Genomic DNA, 16,641 nt, shown 5'->3' with positions numbered 1-16,641 from the left:
CATCACTTCCTTATTTTGCGTCGTACCAAGTTGGACCGTAAGAATAATCAACTTTCAACGGAACTGCGAGTTCAATTGCATGCTCCATTACTTCTGGTACAAGCTTCTCTAATTTTTCAATTTCTTCTTTTGGCGCTTCAAATATCAATTCATCGTGTACTTGCAGAAGTAGACGCGCCTGTAATCCTTCTTCTTCTAGACGGTCTGCCATAATAATCATTGCTTTTTTAATAATATCTGCCGCAGTCCCTTGAATTGGTGTATTCATAGCCGTACGCTCAGCAAAGCTACGTAAATTGAAATTACGACTCGTAATTTCCGGAATATAACGGCGGCGATTTAATAATGTAGCCACATACCCTTTTTGTTTCGCATCTTTTACGATGTCACTCATGTATTCTTGTACACCAGGGAAACTTTCTAAATACTTTTCAATAAATTCCGCTGCTGCTTTTCTTGTAATTCCTAAGTTTTGTGAAAGACCGTAATCACTAATACCATATACAATTCCGAAATTGACAGCTTTCGCTTGTCGTCTCATATTCGAAGTTACTTCATCTTTTTCAACGCCAAATACATCCATCGCTGTTTTCGTATGAATATCCATATCATGTTGGAACGCTTCAACTAGCCCTTTATCATTTGCAATATGAGCTAATACACGAAGTTCAATTTGTGAATAATCTGCCGCGTACATAATCCATCCTTCTTCTGATGGAACAAATGCCTGACGAATCTTTCTTCCTTCTTCTAATCGAATCGGGATATTTTGCAAGTTCGGATCCGTTGAACTTAATCGACCTGTTTGCGTTAATACTTGATTGAAACGAGTATGGATTTTAGATGAATCTTCATGTACAACTTTTAATAAACCTTCAATATAAGTTGAATTTAGTTTCCCTAATTGACGATAATGTAAAATGTTTGGAATAATTTCATGGCGATCCATAAGCTTTTCTAGTACATCAGCTGACGTAGAATAACCTGTTTTCGTCTTTTTAATAACTGGTAAGTTTAAGTTTTCAAACAGAATAACACCAAGCTGCTTCGGTGAATTAATATTAAATTCTGTTCCCGCAAGCTTATAAATTTCCTGTTCCATTTCCTTTAATCTACCTGCAAGTTCTTCTCCCATATTACGAAGACGCTCCGTATCAACTTTTACACCTTTTACTTCCATATCAGCTAATACACGCGCAAGTGGTAATTCTAACTCTGTAAACAGTTCATATTGCTCATTCTTTTGTAACTCTTCTACGAATGTTTGCTTTACATCATATAATACGTGCACTTTACGAGCTACATGCTCCGCTACTACTTCTAGCTCTGGAACAGCACGCTTCGCACCTTTTCCGTAAACTTCTTCATCGGATTTCACAGCATGTGTTTCTTTCATTTTTGCTACAGTACGGAAATCTTTATCCGTATCAGCCGGGTCAAGTAAATAAGCAGCGATTAATAGATCAAAGTCAATCCCTTGCATATCTATCCCGTTCCATTTAAGTGCAACGATTGCACGCTTCGCATCAAATGTATGCTTTCTCATTTCTCCATCTGCAAGCCACTCTTTAAAAGCGTCTGACTTAAGAGCAATGTCTGTTTGAATAAAGTAACAGCCATTTTCATTTTGAATACCAAAACCTTGAATGTCCGCTCTGTGATAGTTATCTTCTTGTACTTCAACAATAAGCGCACTATCTTGCTGAAGCATTTCTTCTGTAATTTCTTCCACAATATCAAATGTAATATCATCTAATTCAGCTGGAGTCGTTTCTTCTGGCGTAACACCTAATTTATTTAAAAGGGATGTAAATCCTAAATTCTCGAACATTGGAATCACATCACTTGCTTCATACCCTTTATACTCCATATCATCCACATGCACTGTAATCGGTGCATCTGTAATAATAGTTGCAAGATCTTTACTCATAAGAGCTTGGTCTTTATTTGCTTCTAGCTTTTCTTTTAATTTCTTCCCGCTTACTTGATCTATATTTTCATACACTGCCTCGACCGTTTCAAACTGTGTTAACAATTTAATCGCAGTTTTTTCACCAACTCCTGGTACACCTGGAATATTATCTGACTGGTCTCCCATTAAACCTTTCATATCGATAATTTGCTTTGGTGATAAGCTATATTTCTCAAATAAAGCTTCTTTCGTATATTCATCCACTTCTGTAATCCCTTTGCGAGGAATACATACGAGTGTATTATCTGAAACAAGTTGCAGTAAGTCTTTATCTCCTGAAATAACTTTTACATGAAACCCTTGTTCACTCGCTTCTTTCGCTAACGTCCCCATAATGTCATCCGCTTCATAATTTTCTAATTCATAACGCGGTACGTTGAATGCATCAAGCATCTCACGAATAAACGGGAATTGCTCTGATAATTCAGGTGGAGTCTTTTGACGTCCTCCTTTATACTCACTATACGTTTTATGACGGAATGTCGTTTTACCCGCATCAAACGCTACTAACATATGCGTTGGTTTTTCTTCCTCTAATATTCTCATTAACATCATTGTAAAACCGTAAATTGCGTTCGTATGTATACCTTTGTCGTTATTTAAAAGCGGTAGTGCAAAGAAAGCACGATACGCGATATTATTACCATCTACTAATACGACCTTTTTTTCCAAACCAGAAACCTCCCCATACAAATTTGAAATGATTTTTTTCACAGAAAAAACCGTTCTTTTCCTCTCTCTATATTAACATGACTAATAGAGAGAAGAAAAATAACGGCTATTTTCTATCATATATACAAACGTTTACTAACATAAAAGGGAAGTGACGAGAACAGCATAACCATTCTCGTCCAAAATTACTCCTTGGATGAAGGGGTTTTCATGTATTATATTAACAGACCTTTATTAATATTTAATTAAGCCATTGTTAATATATTGTAAACATCCTTCATCCTATTTTTCAGTTGCTGATTTTGGTAAAACAACTGTAAATGTTGTCCCTTCCCCAACTTCACTATCCACTGTAATCGTACCGTGATGTGCCTCAACTAAATGCTTTACAATCGATAATCCAAGGCCTGTACCACCAGTATTTCTACTTCTCGCTTTATCCACTCGGTAAAAGCGTTCAAAAATACGCGGAATTTCATCTTTACTAATACCAATTCCGGTATCCGATACTTTTATATAAGCATTATATTTATCTTCTGCTAATTCTACAGAAACAACGCCTCCAGCCGGCGTATATACGATTGCGTTATTCATTAAATTAATAAAGATTTGCTTCAAACGACTTGGATCTCCAATGACCGAGACTCCTTTTAGCGCATTTACTTGTAAAGAAATTTCTTTTTCTCCTGCTTTGTTATCAAGCACCATACGAATGTCTTCAAGAAGTCCCTTCATATCAACGGTCCCCATACTCAATTTAAATCCTTGTTGCTCAATCTTTGATAAATCTAATAAATCTTCAATTAACCCTTGCATGCGTTCACTTTCTTTTAAAATAATGTGCAAGAAATGTTCGCAGAATTTTTTATTATCCATAGCACCGTCCAAGAGCGTTTCTGAAAAACCTTTAATAGAAGTAATCGGTGTCTTTAGTTCATGAGACACATTCGCTAAAAAGTCTTTTCTCATTTGTTCTAATTTCTTTAGCTCAGTAATGTCATGGAATACAAGGACAATCCCTTTCCATTCATGGTTCGTCCCGATAATCGGCGCTCCATATACTTCAAAATGCTTTCGCTCAATTCCAAGCGGCAATAACATTTGTTTACGCACTTTCACTTCTGTCATAAAGATTTCTTCCACGAGCTCTATAATTTCTGTATGATGAAACGACTCATAATATAAACGATCTAAATATTCTTCATCTGTTACGTGGAAAGTCTCCTTATAAGAACGGTTTACAAGGTTTATATAACCGCGGCTATCAATTAAAATCATTCCGCTTCCCATATTTTCAATTAACGTATGCAGACGATCTTGTTGCATTTCTTGCTCAAGTGTCATCTCTTGTAAATTACGGGCTAAAATATTAATCGCTTTACTCAGCATTCCCGTTTCATCCGAATGACTTTCATAAGCGCGTGCTTTATAATTTCCCTTCGCTAATTCGATAGCAACTTTCGTAACAGATTCAATCGGCCTAATATATTGCCCTGTAATTTTCATACCTAAAAATACGACTACGAGACAAGCGATAACAAATCCGATAATTAATAATCCCCACGTTTTTTGATGAACAGATTTCAAAGGCTCAATTGTACTTTTCACCAAAATGTACCCTTGTTTTCCTGCTACATCTTGAACGAATACCGCATGGTAAAATTCATTATTCTGATCTGTTTCTTTCGTAATGACTTTGTTTCTTTGTTTTGTTGTTTCAGAAGAAAGTTCTTTAATCATCCCTTGACTAAAAGCAGACTGTTCTCCTCCGCTATATTGAACTTTCTTTTTTTCATCTACAAATGCAATAGAAGCCTGTATTTTTTCTTCTAACTTTTCAAATACATATGGATTTTTTAAAACATCATCAAAACCCTGTTCTTCTGCTAATACCGCAACATACTCTGTTTCTTTTACCATTCTCTCTTTGGCATGATCTATATAGTAGTTTTCAAACACGGTTTCCAGTAATAAACCTAGTCCAACTAAAATAAATACAATAAGAGAAACAAATGTAAAAAGAAGCCTGGAACGAAATTTATTCATCCCCTTTTGGCTCCTCTAATTTATATCCTAAACCACGTATCGTTTTAATGTACGTCGGTTTTTTCGTATTTTGTTCAATTTTATCGCGCAAATGGCTAATGTGAACGTCAACAATTCGTGTATCACCAGCAAAATCATAGTTCCATACAGCACTTAATAATTGATCACGTGTCAACACGCGACTTTTATTTTTCGCAAGATAAACAAGTAGTTCAAATTCTTTTGGTGTTAATTCAAGCTTTCTTCCTTGGAAATAAGCCTCATAAAATTCCGGCAAAATTTTAAGTTCAGCAAGTGTGATGCTCTCTTCATCTGACGCTTCTTTCACTTGCTCTTCTTGTTGTAATTTCGTGCGGCGCAAAATCGCCTTCACACGCGCAACAACTTCCCTTGGGCTAAATGGCTTCGTCATATAATCATCTGCCCCAAGTTCAAGACCTAGCACCTTATCAAATTCATCATCTTTTGCTGTTAACATTAAAATCGGCGTCATAACGCGCTGCAATCGTAATTCTTTACACACTTCCATACCATCCATTTTTGGAAGCATTAAATCTAATATAATTAAATCTGGGCGTTCTGTTGTCGCTTTTTGAAGCGCCATTTCTCCATCCATCGCTGTTATCACTTCAAACCCAGCTTGTTGTAGATTAAATTCAATTAAAGTTAAGATAAACTCCTCATCATCAACTACTAAAATACGATTGTTCATTCTTTTCCTCCAAGTTATAGACTTGAAACCTTCTTCATCCTAGTATTTTCCCCGTTATTCTCATCATACTAGAAAACAAGGTACCTCTCAATATAATTGTCTATACATGGAGCTCGTTTCTACTAATGCTTCGAAAATAAAAGCAATTAAAACTTCATTCTCTCTCCGCTATCCAAATTCGGTAGATAAACCTACCTTTTTCAAAGTATTTTTCCGTATGAACCATAAATCCCCTCTCCTGCGCTAGGAAAAACGAAAGAGCATACGCTATTTTATAGTCCAGTGTTTCATATCCATCAAATAGTCTTCCATACATTTCATTCGCGACCCCCTCTGCCCACACTTCAGCTTCTCTTATCGTTTCAAAAATAATGTCTTCTCTCTTCCACTTCACCTTAAAAACACCCCTTTCATTGACTTCAATTACCAATAAATATATTATTAATTTAAATATATAAATAAATACGATTCAGGAGGCTATTATGCGAGTATTACTACCTATTTTAACTTTAGTAGTAACATGTTTCCTTACTTTTAACGTACCAAGCTGGGATACGATTAAAACAGGTTGCTCAGAATTTGCCGAAGGGTTTAAAGAAGGATTTTTCAACTAAAAATAGCGCTAGCCCCTTATAGTAAGGTATGCTAGCGCTATTCATATTTTCATGCTTTAAAAATTATCTAATGCTTTTTCCATAATAGAAACTGATTTAAAAGGCGGCGTTACTGTTAAAGAACCCTTTACAACCGTTTCTCCTTTTTCATCATGAGCAGATACAAGCATATCAATTGTATGTTCCTCCTCAGAAACAGCCACAACTTCAAAGTGGATTTGTAACGTTTCATAATGGTGAACATGCTTCACGAACGTAAGGTCCTTCCTAGTAATATGACTACCTGGACCTGGTAAATATTTCGTAACTGCCGTTGTAATCATTCCCGTTAGCATAATGCTTGGTACAATCGGCTTTTCATACGGAGTTTGGGATGCGTAATCATGCTGAATATATAATGGATTGGCATCATTCGTTAACCCTAAGTACAATAACAAATCTTTATCCTCAATTTTTTCAGTGATAGATAATTTCTCTCCTACTGTAATTTCATCCATTCTACGACCAATTTGAACTTTTTTCTTTAACATGTTACAACCCCCTCCGATTTTTTCACCTTATTATCCTACTAATAGCGATACCTGATCCGAAATTTACTATGATGAGGGCAATGTATAGTATAAATCTATAGTTTCATTATAGGATACACCAAATGATAGCGTTTTCATATTATTTCAAAAAAACATTTGAATAAATAGTAGAAAAAGATTCGGGGCCCCGAATCTTTTTCCGCTTATATTTAATTATTAAACAAGAACCTTCATAACATTACGTACAGATTCTACAGAGCGATCTAACGCTTCTCTTTCATCTGCAAGAAGTTCTAACTCAATAATTTTTTCAATTCCGTTACCACCTAGAATTACTGGTACCCCTAAGTAAAGGTCGCTATAACCATATTCACCTTCAAGGTACGCAATAGCTGGTAATACACGGCGTTGATCTTTTAAGATTGCTTCTGTCATTTCAACTAAAGAAGCAGCTGGTGCGTAATATGCACTACCGTTTCCTAATAAGCCTACAATCTCGCCGCCACCTTTACGGGTACGTTCTACGATTGCTTCTAAACGCTCTTTCGGAATTAACGTTTCTAACGGAATGCCACCTGCATAAGAATAACGTACAAGAGGTACCATATCGTCACCGTGTCCACCAAGAACAAATCCTGTAATGTCTTTCACAGAAAGATTTAATTCTTGTGCAATAAATGTACGGAAACGAGCTGTATCTAATACGCCCGATTGACCGATAACACGCTCTTTCGGGAATCCTGCTTCTTTAAATACAGAATATGTCATTGCATCAACTGGATTTGTTAATACAACAATAATCGCATTTGGTGAATGTTTTGCAATGTCGCGCGTAATACTTTTCATAATTTTAGAGTTTGTTGCTACTAAGTCATCACGGCTCATACCAGGCTTACGTGCAATACCTGCTGTAATAACGACAACGTCAGAATCAGCAGTATCTGCGTAATCAGATGTTCCAATAATGTTAGCATCAAAACCTTGTACTGGGCTCGCTTCTAACATATCTAACGCTTTCCCTTTTGTTGGATTTTCCAGTTGTGGAATGTCCACTAATACAACATCTGCAAGTTCTTTTTGTGCTAATAAGAATGCTGTTGTTGCTCCTGTAAATCCTGCACCGATGACTGAAACTTTCTTGCGTTTGATTGTCATAATTTACCCCCCGCTTTAATTATGCATTTTTGATTATCGCTACATCCATGTTTTTAATAAGTTCATTAGCGAACTCAGAACATTTCACTTCTGTTGCACCTTCCATTAAGCGTGCGAAATCATAAGTTACTACTTTTGAAGCAATTGTTTTCTCAACTGAATCAGTTACTAATTTCGCAGCTTCGTTCCATCCTAAGTGCTCTAATAATAATACACCAGAAAGAAGAACCGAAGATGGGTTTACTTTGTCTAAACCTGCATATTTTGGAGCTGTACCATGTGTAGCTTCAAAGATAGCATGTCCAGTCACATAGTTAATGTTTGCACCAGGTGCAATACCAATTCCACCTACTTGTGCAGCAAGTGCATCAGAGATGTAGTCTCCGTTTAAGTTCATTGTTGCAACAACATCGAACTCACGTGGACGAGTTAAAATCTGTTGTAAGAAGATGTCTGCAATAGAATCTTTTACGATGATTTTCCCAGCCACTTCAGCGTCTGCCATCGCTTTATTCGCTGCATCTTTACCATCTTTCTCAACGATACGGTCATATTCAGCCCAAGTAAATACTTTATCGCCGAATTCTTGTTCCGCTACTTCGTAACCCCAGTTTTTGAAAGCACCTTCTGTAAATTTCATAATGTTTCCTTTATGAACTAATGTAACAGAAGAACGTTTTTCGTTAATTGCATATTGAATTGCAGCACGAACAAGACGCTTTGTCCCTTCTTCTGAGATTGGTTTAATACCAATACCAGATGTTTCTGGGAAGCGGATTTTATTAACACCCATTGCTTCTTTTAAGAAAGCAAGGACTTTTTCTGCTTCTGGAGATCCTTGTGCATATTCAATTCCAGCATAAATGTCTTCTGTATTCTCACGGAAAATAACCATATCAGTATCTTCCGGACGTTTTACAGGTGAAGGAACACCATCAAAATAACGAACTGGACGTAGACATACATATAAATCTAATTCTTGACGAAGTGCTACGTTTAGAGAACGAATACCACCGCCAACTGGAGTTGTAAGTGGACCTTTAATCGCGATTAAATATTCACGGATTAAATTTAAAGTTTCTTCTGGTAACCACTCGCCTGTTTGGTTGAATGCTTTTTCCCCTGCAAGCACTTCTTTCCAAACGATTTTCTTCTCACCATCATAAGCTTTTTCAACTGCTGCTTCTAGTACACGAGATGCAGCTGCCCAAATATCAGGACCAATTCCATCTCCTTCGATAAATGGAATAATCGGATTGTTTGGTACATTCATAACACCATTAGTTACAGTAATTTTTTCACCTGTCGTCAATGTGATAACCCCCATGTTTGAAATTTCATATGTATGAAACTGAGGGAATAACCCCTCAGTTCAAACCGTTATTTAAATTAAAATATTCTAATCATTACGTCTTTCCGAAAAAATCAGACTTTTGAAAGCGTATTTTCACTATCAAAATAGTGTTTTTCGCTTATCGTTGCGCAATTGGAACGTACACTTGATGTGTTGGTCCATTATAATCAGCACGCGGACGGATTAAACGGTTGTTTTCATATTGTTCTAGAATATGAGCTAACCAGCCTGACATACGGCTAATTGCAAAAATAGGTGTAAATAAGTCATGGTCAATTCCTAAACAATGGTATACAGAAGCTGAATAGAAATCAACATTTGGTGGAAGACCTTTTTCTTTTGTTACAATGTCTTCAATTTTGATAGACATATTATACCATTTGTCTTCTCCTAAAAGCACGCATAATCTCTTAGACATTTCGCGTAAATGTTTTGCACGCGGATCACCCTGCTCATATACACGGTGGCCAAAGCCCATGATTTTCACTTTGTTTTGAAGAGCATTATGAATATATGATTCTACATTTTCTTCTTCGCCAATTTCAGTTAGCATCTTCATTACATTTTCGTTTGCCCCGCCGTGAAGAGGACCTTTTAACGCACCGATTGCTGCTGTAATACCAGAATATACATCTGAAAGTGTAGCTACACAAACGCGTGCAGTAAATGTAGAAGCGTTTAACTCATGATCTGCGTGAAGTACAAGCGCCTTATCAAAAGCTTCAATTTCAACTTCATTTGGCTCGCGATCATTTAACATGTACAAGAAGTTTGCAGCTAATGATAAATCATTTCTAGGCTCAACAACATCTAAACCTTTACGAATTCTTGCATAAGCAGCAACTAAAGTTCCCACTTGAGCCTGCAATTTAACCGCTTTCAAATAATTGGAGTTTTCATCCATAATTTCAGCGCTCTCATCGTATAATGATAGCATGGAAATTGCAGTTCGTAAAACAGACATCGGATGTGCGATTTTTAAATCTACTTGTTTCAAATATGTTAAAATCTCACCTGGAACTTTATAGTATTCCGATACAATCTCTTTAAATTTCGCTAGTTCTTGTTCATTAGGAAGCTTGCGATGCCATAATAAGTACACTACTTCTTCAAATGTAGCATTCTCAGCTAAATCATCAATATTATACCCAACATAAGTTAATGTATCATCAATAATAGAGCTCACAGATGATGTTGTTGCTACTACCCCTTCTAAACCTCGAATAACAGTCATGACATTCTCTCCTTTTCCTGAAAATTCTCCCAACCTTGCTCCTTATATCTATTTGCTCCCCTTTTGAATTATGAACGCCCGTTCACTCTTTAGGCAAGCAAAATGCACGATCATGCAAATTTGTTGCGATGTTCCCCTCTTATGTCCATTGTCTACATGGAAAGCATGAGCGTGAATGTCTCCCCGAATCCTCACGCTCAAAACAACAAGTTAGTGAGGAAAATTAATTCCGAAGAGTTTTATGATAAAAACAACATAAAACAATTATCTGACTTTTGTGAACAGAAAGAATTCAAAAATTTTATATTACTATAAAATTCCTTATTTAAACATCTGTATAATACTCATAACTGCATAGGCAATTCCAGCCCCAATTAATGGACCTACAGCAACTCCATTAAATAAAGCAACCGCTATAATTGTCCCGAAAACGAGCGCAGTTGTAATATGAGGATCCGTCGTCAATAATTGTACGCCGCCTTTGGCTAACAAAGCAACCGCTACCCCTGAAGCTAAAGCAATCCATGCATAATACGATTTCGCCGCTTCTCCAAGTTGTTTAAAACCTATTTCCCCCGTCGCAATCGGTACGAGTACTGCTATTGTAATAACCGTAACACCAAGGTTAATCCCTTTCGTTTGTAGATAAGGAAAGACTTTATCCCCTAGAAACGTAAATTTCAATAAAAACAACACACCAATAGCTACAGTAAGCGATTGGTTTTTAGCAACAAGTCCTATAATAAGTAGTATGAATAAAAATAACGTTGACTGACTAATCATGTTTGCACTTCCTTTCTGAAAATAATGAACTCATTTCCAAACAAAAATACCTTTAAACCTATCGTTATACATGCTATATCGATGTATATTCAACAATAACCACTTCATTTTTTATGTATTTTAAAATGCTAAAATGAGACTTTCATCATCAAAAATTTAAGCATGTATACATTTTTGAAAACGATTGTCTCTCCTTTCTTTTCTAATAAGAAACAGGTAAAATAAAAAGAAGAGAAAATGAAGTTTTTACCATATAGTAGAAGCATCAACACCAAGCTTTTACAGTCACTCATGTACTGAAAAAGCAGGAAAAATCCATCATTCCACTATAACATAAAGTGAAACTTTAATCAGCGGGGCACACTCGTTATAAGTTGAACGAATTAGGATAATCCAAATTGGAATGGGAGGTATACATCTTTGAACCGAAACTTACTATATATGATATTGCGACTCATATTTGTCATTGTAGCAACGGTAGCCGGGTTCTATGCATTACTATATATGTCAGGACTTATCTACCCTTTTATTATCGCTTTCGCATTTGCTTATTTGATTAATCCCGTCGTCAATTTCCTTAATCAAAAACTACAATTTCCTCGCGCACTAGCAGTACTCGTTAGCTTAATTCTCGTATTCGGAGCTATCGTCGGACTCGTTACATATCTTGTAACGGAAGCAATATCTGCCACAACATACTTACTACAACTTGTTACAGTAAAGTTTCCGGATATCGTTAAATTCGCAGAGCAATTTGCACTTAATCATATTATGCCTCTCTATGATGATTTAATTTCTAAATTTAATCATCTTGGTGAACCACAGCGCTATACGATTACACAAAACATTCAAAACTTAGGAACCGAAGCAACGACGCAAATGAAAGAACTTTTAACTGCTATTATAAGCGGATTAACAAATTTCATTAGTGCATTACCAACAACTTTAACTGTCCTTGTATTCGTTTTATTAGCCACTTTCTTCATTAGTTACGATTGGCACCGTCTTGCTCAGAAAGTAAGAAAATTTTTGCCGAATCGTGTTCATGGCTATGGAAAAACTATTTTTGTCGATTTAAGAAAAGCTTTATTTGGTTTTGTTAAAGCGCAACTTACACTCGTATCTATGACAACTGTTATTGTACTAATCGGACTTTTAATATTACGCGTACCATACGCCATTACTATCGCAATTATTACAGGGGTTGTAGATTTACTCCCGTATTTAGGAACAGGCGCCGTCTTCGTTCCTTGGGTTATATACGTATTTTTCACCGGCGACACTGCTTTCGCCATCGGTCTTCTCATCTTATACATCGTCGTGATTGTCCAAAGACAAATTATGGAACCTAAAGTACTTTCCTCCAATATCGGTCTTGATCCATTAGCAACACTGATTGCTCTATTTGTCGGCTTTAAGCTTTTTGGCTTTTTAGGATTAATCATCGGTCCAGTCATCTTAGTACTACTTAATACATTGCACAAAGCTCGTGTATTCCATGATTTGTGGAAATATATTAAAGGCTCACCTTCAAAATAATAGTTTCTAATTCATATACAACAAAAACTTACATGTAATCAGTGGGAATTTCCCACTGATTATTCCTTGTACTTATTTTTCACACTCATTACATGCAACAAGAGGATTTCCCACAAAAAGGATAATACTCTTGTTTTTTGCATTGAAAACGCATATTTCGAGGTGTTTTACATATTTATTCTATTTTTTATATAATTATTACTTACATTTATTACTTTTTATGTAAATGAATAAATATACAAAACGGTATAAAATGAGACTTAAACTAACAATTTTCCTGTTCGCATCTAACTTTTCCATACCAATTAATTCTTTTTATATACAAAAACCCGCTTGAGTTCATATGAATTTCCCTACAACACACTCATTAAGAACCACCTACATATCCAATCGAAAAATACACAGCCAATATAATAAGGCAAAACTACGTTTCGTAAGGATTTTGTCCACCACCGATTATTAACTTTCACCAACCGGACTTGTATGAGCAGCCTGATTTCCACTTAACTCCTTCGCATTCACCAAATTTTAAGGCATGATACAGCAAAACTTTAATTAACAGAGCTTCATCCATCTCCCATCCTTTTGCGGGCAAAAAAATAGTACTTAGATCGCTATAATCTAAGCACTATTTCTGCACAATAATAGTAGAACTCTTTCTAAACTTCCATTCCATCCACTTCACAACAAACGGCTTCAACAAAGTCCTCGTCATAGGGAGAACAAAGATAAAACCTATTATATCCGTTACATATCCAGGAAGTACCAAAAGAATACCTCCTACAAAGATAAAAATACCATCCAGTACCGCTCCTCCTGGCATTTCTCCTCTATTCAACTTAGATTGAATCTCTCCAAGCACTTTAAATCCTTGTCTTTTCGCCAAATAGACACCTACAACACCCGTAAATACAATCATAGCGAACGTAGACCATAAACCTATTACATGACTCGATCCAATTAAAACTGTAATCTCAATCGCCGGTATTAAAATAAACAAGAATAGTAACCACTTCATAGTTCTACACCCCTCTCACGCATCACTTTAAAAGAACCCAGAGCACCCGTATACGCTACATAGAAACTAAACACCTTTCCCTATTGAACCTCGTAACAAACGGATTTTAAACGCAATTCTGGGCGTTTCAAGCTGATTCTGCCTCGTTTTTGTGTAAAAAAAAGAGAAGGACTCCGATCCTTCTCTTCGTATTACTTATAGCACTTCCGCATGTCCATTATAAACAATTCCGCGTGCTGCATCAACTGTTACTTCTTGGCCATTTTTTAAAGTTGCTGTTACGCCGTTTACACCAACGATAACAGGAATACCGATTGATACACCTACAACAGCCGCATGGCTTGTAAGACCGCCTTCTTCTACAACTAGAGCAGCAGCTTTTTCGATTGCAGGAATCATATCTTTATCAGTGCTTGTTGTAACAAGGATATCACCTTTGTTTACGTTCGCTACAGCTTCAGCAGCTGTTTTCGCTACAACTACTTTACCTTTTGCAGCTTTACGACCGATTCCTTGTCCTTTCGCAACTTCTTCACCAACAACATGGATTTTCATTAAGTTTGTTGTACCAGTTTCAGCAACTGGAACACCAGCAGTGATTACTACAGTGTCTCCAAGTCCAATTAGACCTGCATCCATACCTGTTTGAATTGCAGTATCTAACATTTCGTCAGTAGACGCTGCACGTTTTCCAGCCATAAATGCTTGCACACCCCAAACAAGTGCAAGACGACGTCCTACTTGCTCGTCAGATGTTACAGCTACGATTGGAGATTTCGGACGGTATTTAGAGATCATTTTCGCAGTATGTCCACTTTCTGTTGGAGCTACGATTGCAGCTACATCAAGAGCAAGTGCTGTATGCGCAACAGATTGGCTAATTGCATCTGTAATTGTTGGAGTGAACTCTTTAATACGTTTTTTGAACATATCTTCATATTGTAATGATTTTTCAACACGTACTGCAATGTTAGCCATCATTGTTACTGCTTCTACTGGGTATTGACCAGCAGCTGTTTCACCTGAAAGCATGATTGCATCTGTACCATCGAAGATTGCGTTAGCTACGTCACTTGCTTCCGCACGAGTTGGACGTGGGTTACGTTGCATAGAATCTAACATTTGTGTCGCAGTAATAACCGGTTTACCTAACACGTTGCATTTTTTGATTAGACGTTTTTGTACTAATGGTACTTCTTCTGGTGGAATTTCTACACCCATATCACCACGAGCTACCATTAAACCGTCAGAAACTTCTAAGATTGAATCGATGTTATCGATACCCTCTTGGTTTTCGATTTTTGGTACGATTTGGATGTATTGAGCGTTATGCCCTTCTAATAATTCACGGATTTCTAATACGTCAGATGCTTTACGTACGAATGAAGCTGCGATGAAATCAACTTTTTGCTCGATACCGAAAACGATATCTTTTACGTCTTTTTCAGTGATACCAGGAAGCTTAATGCTTACGTTTGGTACGTTAACACCTTTTTTATTTTTTACAGTTCCGCTGTTTAAAACTTTTGTACGGATGTTTCCGTCAGCTTTTTCGATTACTTCTAGTTCGATAAGACCGTCATCGATTAGAATACGAGAACCTGGGTCTACATCGTCATAAAGACCAGCATAAGATACAGAGAACTTCTCTGCAGTACCTAATACTTGCTCAGTAGAAAGAACTACTTCTGCACCTGTTACAAGCTCAGCTTGTCCGTCTACGAAGTCGTGAGTACGGATTTCTGGACCTTTTGTATCAAGTAAGATACCAACTGTTTTACCAGTTTTCTTTGAAGCTTCACGAATGTTTTTAATACGAGCGCCGTGCTCTTCATGGCTACCATGAGAGAAGTTTAAACGAGCAACGTTCATACCCGCTTCGATTAATTGTTCTAATTTCTCAATACTTTCACTAGCAGGACCTATAGTACATACAATTTTAGTTTTACGCATATTGCACCTCCGAAAATTATGAAACCGTTCCCAAATATCCGACATTAAGCCGATTAGATGGATAATTCTTTAGATAATTGATACATATCTTTATCGATTGTATGCTTTTGAGCTAACGCTTCGATAATATCATGATCAACAAGTTTATTATCTTGAATACCTACACAACGTCCACCTCTACCAGCAATTAATAATTCAACTGCTCTTGCGCCAAGACGACTTGCTAATACACGGTCTTGTGCACTTGGTGATCCACCACGTTGTACGTGACCTAATACAGTTACACGAGTATCAAAGTTTGTTGCTTCTTCAATGTGCTTACCGATGTCAATTGCACTTCCAACACCTTCAGCCACAATGATAATACTGTGTTTTTTACCACGTTCACTACCGCGCTTCAGACGAGCAATAACATCTTCCATGTCATACTCTTCTTCTGGAATTAAGATTGTTTCGGCACCATCAGCTAAACCAGCCCATAATGCGATATCTCCAGCATGACGCCCCATTACTTCGATAACATATGTACGTTCATGAGATGTAGCTGTGTCACGAATTTTATCAATTGCATCAATAACAGTATTTAAAGCTGTATCGAAACCAATTGTGAAGTCTGTTCCAGGAATATCATTGTCGATTGTACCTGGTACACCAACACATGGGAATCCTTGTTCAGTTAATTTTTTAGCACCTTGGTAAGAGCCATCTCCACCAATAACAACAAGTCCTTCGATACCGTGTTTCTTTAATTGCTCGATACCTTTTAGTCGTACTTCTGGATCTTTAAACTCAGGACATCTTGCTGTATATAATTTCGTACCACCACGGTGGATAATATCGCCAACAGAACCAAGTTCTAATTTTTCAATATGACCAGAAATTAAACCCGCGTATCCATGGTAAATACCATATACTTCAATATCATGGAAAATCGCTTTACGAACAACTGCACGAATGGCAGCATTCATACCAGGTGAATCTCCACCACTTGTTAATACACCAATACGTTTCATTTGTACTCACCTCATAAAGATTATTTGCCTTATAATAAAATAACAC

At 36.8% G+C, this 16,641-nt stretch carries 14 protein-coding genes; 2 read left to right on the top strand and 12 right to left on the bottom strand.

The genetic code is table 11. The annotated features are described in order from the left end of the window. Positions 1-10 precede the first annotated feature (10 nt). The 4 genes from polA to DN392_RS03060 all read right to left on the bottom strand — a co-directional run bounded on the left by polA (position 11) and on the right by DN392_RS03060 (position 5,796). Positions 11-2,644 carry a DNA polymerase I gene (gene polA / locus DN392_RS03075; RefSeq protein WP_000412833.1) on the bottom strand — a complete coding sequence of 878 codons (2,634 nt, stop codon included), beginning with the start codon at positions 2,642-2,644 and terminating at the stop codon, positions 11-13. A 282-nt stretch (positions 2,645-2,926) separates the two neighbouring features. Beyond that, positions 2,927-4,690: a sensory box histidine kinase PhoR gene (gene phoR, locus DN392_RS03070; protein ID WP_001032131.1), complete on the bottom strand. Its 1,764-nt coding sequence runs from the start codon at positions 4,688-4,690 to the stop codon at positions 2,927-2,929. Further along, complete coding sequence (phoP, locus tag DN392_RS03065; protein WP_001065223.1) at positions 4,683-5,402, bottom strand: two-component system response regulator PhoP; 720 nt, start codon at positions 5,400-5,402, stop codon at positions 4,683-4,685. Before phoP ends, phoR begins: the two co-directional genes overlap by 8 nt. A 154-nt stretch (positions 5,403-5,556) precedes the next feature. Continuing rightward, positions 5,557-5,796, bottom strand: a complete 240-nt coding sequence (locus DN392_RS03060; RefSeq protein ID WP_000871415.1) for a hypothetical protein — start codon at positions 5,794-5,796, stop codon at positions 5,557-5,559. Positions 5,797-5,884: 88 nt separating this feature from the next. Between DN392_RS03060 and DN392_RS30655 the strand changes: the two genes are divergently transcribed. After that, the gene (locus DN392_RS30655; protein WP_001265022.1) at positions 5,885-6,016 is read left to right on the top strand and encodes a hypothetical protein; all 132 of its coding nucleotides are present in this window, start codon (positions 5,885-5,887) and stop codon (positions 6,014-6,016) included. 56 nt (positions 6,017-6,072) lie between these two features. Here DN392_RS30655 and DN392_RS03055 read toward each other — a convergent pair whose 3' ends face one another. From DN392_RS03055 to DN392_RS03030, 5 genes are all read right to left on the bottom strand, one after another. Continuing rightward, a complete protein-coding gene (locus DN392_RS03055; protein ID WP_000914190.1) occupies positions 6,073-6,546 on the bottom strand; it encodes a MaoC family dehydratase in 474 nt (157 codons plus the stop codon). A 216-nt stretch (positions 6,547-6,762) separates the two neighbouring features. Next, positions 6,763-7,701, bottom strand: coding sequence for a malate dehydrogenase (mdh, locus tag DN392_RS03050; RefSeq protein WP_000153234.1), 939 nt, complete (start codon positions 7,699-7,701; stop codon positions 6,763-6,765). Positions 7,702-7,720: 19 nt separating this feature from the next. Further along, positions 7,721-9,013: an NADP-dependent isocitrate dehydrogenase gene (gene icd / locus DN392_RS03045; RefSeq protein WP_000206896.1), complete on the bottom strand. Its 1,293-nt coding sequence runs from the start codon at positions 9,011-9,013 to the stop codon at positions 7,721-7,723. A 160-nt stretch (positions 9,014-9,173) separates the two neighbouring features. After that, positions 9,174-10,322 (bottom strand): citrate synthase, encoded by a 1,149-nt coding sequence (citZ, locus tag DN392_RS03040; RefSeq protein WP_000503659.1) that lies wholly within the window; start codon positions 10,320-10,322, stop codon positions 9,174-9,176. A gap of 288 nt (positions 10,323-10,610) precedes the next feature. Next, entirely contained in the window at positions 10,611-11,072 is a 462-nt protein-coding gene (locus DN392_RS03030; protein ID WP_000625511.1) for a DUF441 domain-containing protein, read from the bottom strand. Between the two features lie 420 nt (positions 11,073-11,492). On the opposite strand from DN392_RS03030, the gene ytvI reads away from it, so the two are divergent. Then, the gene (gene ytvI / locus DN392_RS03025; protein ID WP_001081380.1) at positions 11,493-12,611 is read left to right on the top strand and encodes a sporulation integral membrane protein YtvI; all 1,119 of its coding nucleotides are present in this window, start codon (positions 11,493-11,495) and stop codon (positions 12,609-12,611) included. A gap of 628 nt (positions 12,612-13,239) precedes the next feature. Here ytvI and DN392_RS03020 read toward each other — a convergent pair. From DN392_RS03020 to pfkA, 3 genes are all read right to left on the bottom strand, one after another. Next, positions 13,240-13,629: an FxsA family protein gene (locus DN392_RS03020; RefSeq protein ID WP_000871636.1), complete on the bottom strand. Its 390-nt coding sequence runs from the start codon at positions 13,627-13,629 to the stop codon at positions 13,240-13,242. A 195-nt stretch (positions 13,630-13,824) separates the two neighbouring features. Further along, complete coding sequence (gene pyk / locus DN392_RS03015) at positions 13,825-15,582, bottom strand: pyruvate kinase (RefSeq protein WP_001232679.1); 1,758 nt, start codon at positions 15,580-15,582, stop codon at positions 13,825-13,827. Positions 15,583-15,635: 53 nt separating this feature from the next. Next, on the bottom strand, positions 15,636-16,595 hold the full coding sequence (gene pfkA, locus DN392_RS03010; protein ID WP_000821162.1) for a 6-phosphofructokinase: 960 nt from the start codon (positions 16,593-16,595) through the stop codon (positions 15,636-15,638). Between the last annotated feature and the right edge of the window lie 46 nt (positions 16,596-16,641).

The sequence above is a fragment of the Bacillus sp. BB51/4 genome, assembly GCF_008368845.1.
In the GTDB taxonomy this organism is placed as follows: domain Bacteria; phylum Bacillota; class Bacilli; order Bacillales; family Bacillaceae_G; genus Bacillus_A; species Bacillus_A wiedmannii.
Note: the sequence above shows the minus strand (reverse complement) of the source record. Positions and strands in the feature narration are given on the sequence as shown.

What these genes read in the sequence shown, in the direction of transcription:
- phoR (WP_001032131.1), bottom strand. Translation starts at nt 4,690, where the DNA reads ATGAATAAATTTCGTTCCAGGCTTCTTTTTACATTTGTTTCTCTTATT.
- mdh (WP_000153234.1), bottom strand. Translation starts at nt 7,701, where the DNA reads ATGACAATCAAACGCAAGAAAGTTTCAGTCATCGGTGCAGGATTTACA.
- DN392_RS03020 (WP_000871636.1), bottom strand. Translation starts at nt 13,629, where the DNA reads ATGAAGTGGTTACTATTCTTGTTTATTTTAATACCGGCGATTGAGATT.
- pyk (WP_001232679.1), bottom strand. Translation starts at nt 15,582, where the DNA reads ATGCGTAAAACTAAAATTGTATGTACTATAGGTCCTGCTAGTGAAAGT.
- pfkA (WP_000821162.1), bottom strand. Translation starts at nt 16,595, where the DNA reads ATGAAACGTATTGGTGTATTAACAAGTGGTGGAGATTCACCTGGTATG.
- phoP (WP_001065223.1), bottom strand. Translation starts at nt 5,402, where the DNA reads ATGAACAATCGTATTTTAGTAGTTGATGATGAGGAGTTTATCTTAACT.
- DN392_RS03030 (WP_000625511.1), bottom strand. Translation starts at nt 11,072, where the DNA reads ATGATTAGTCAGTCAACGTTATTTTTATTCATACTACTTATTATAGGA.
- DN392_RS03055 (WP_000914190.1), bottom strand. Translation starts at nt 6,546, where the DNA reads ATGTTAAAGAAAAAAGTTCAAATTGGTCGTAGAATGGATGAAATTACA.
- DN392_RS30655 (WP_001265022.1), top strand. Translation starts at nt 5,885, where the DNA reads ATGCGAGTATTACTACCTATTTTAACTTTAGTAGTAACATGTTTCCTT.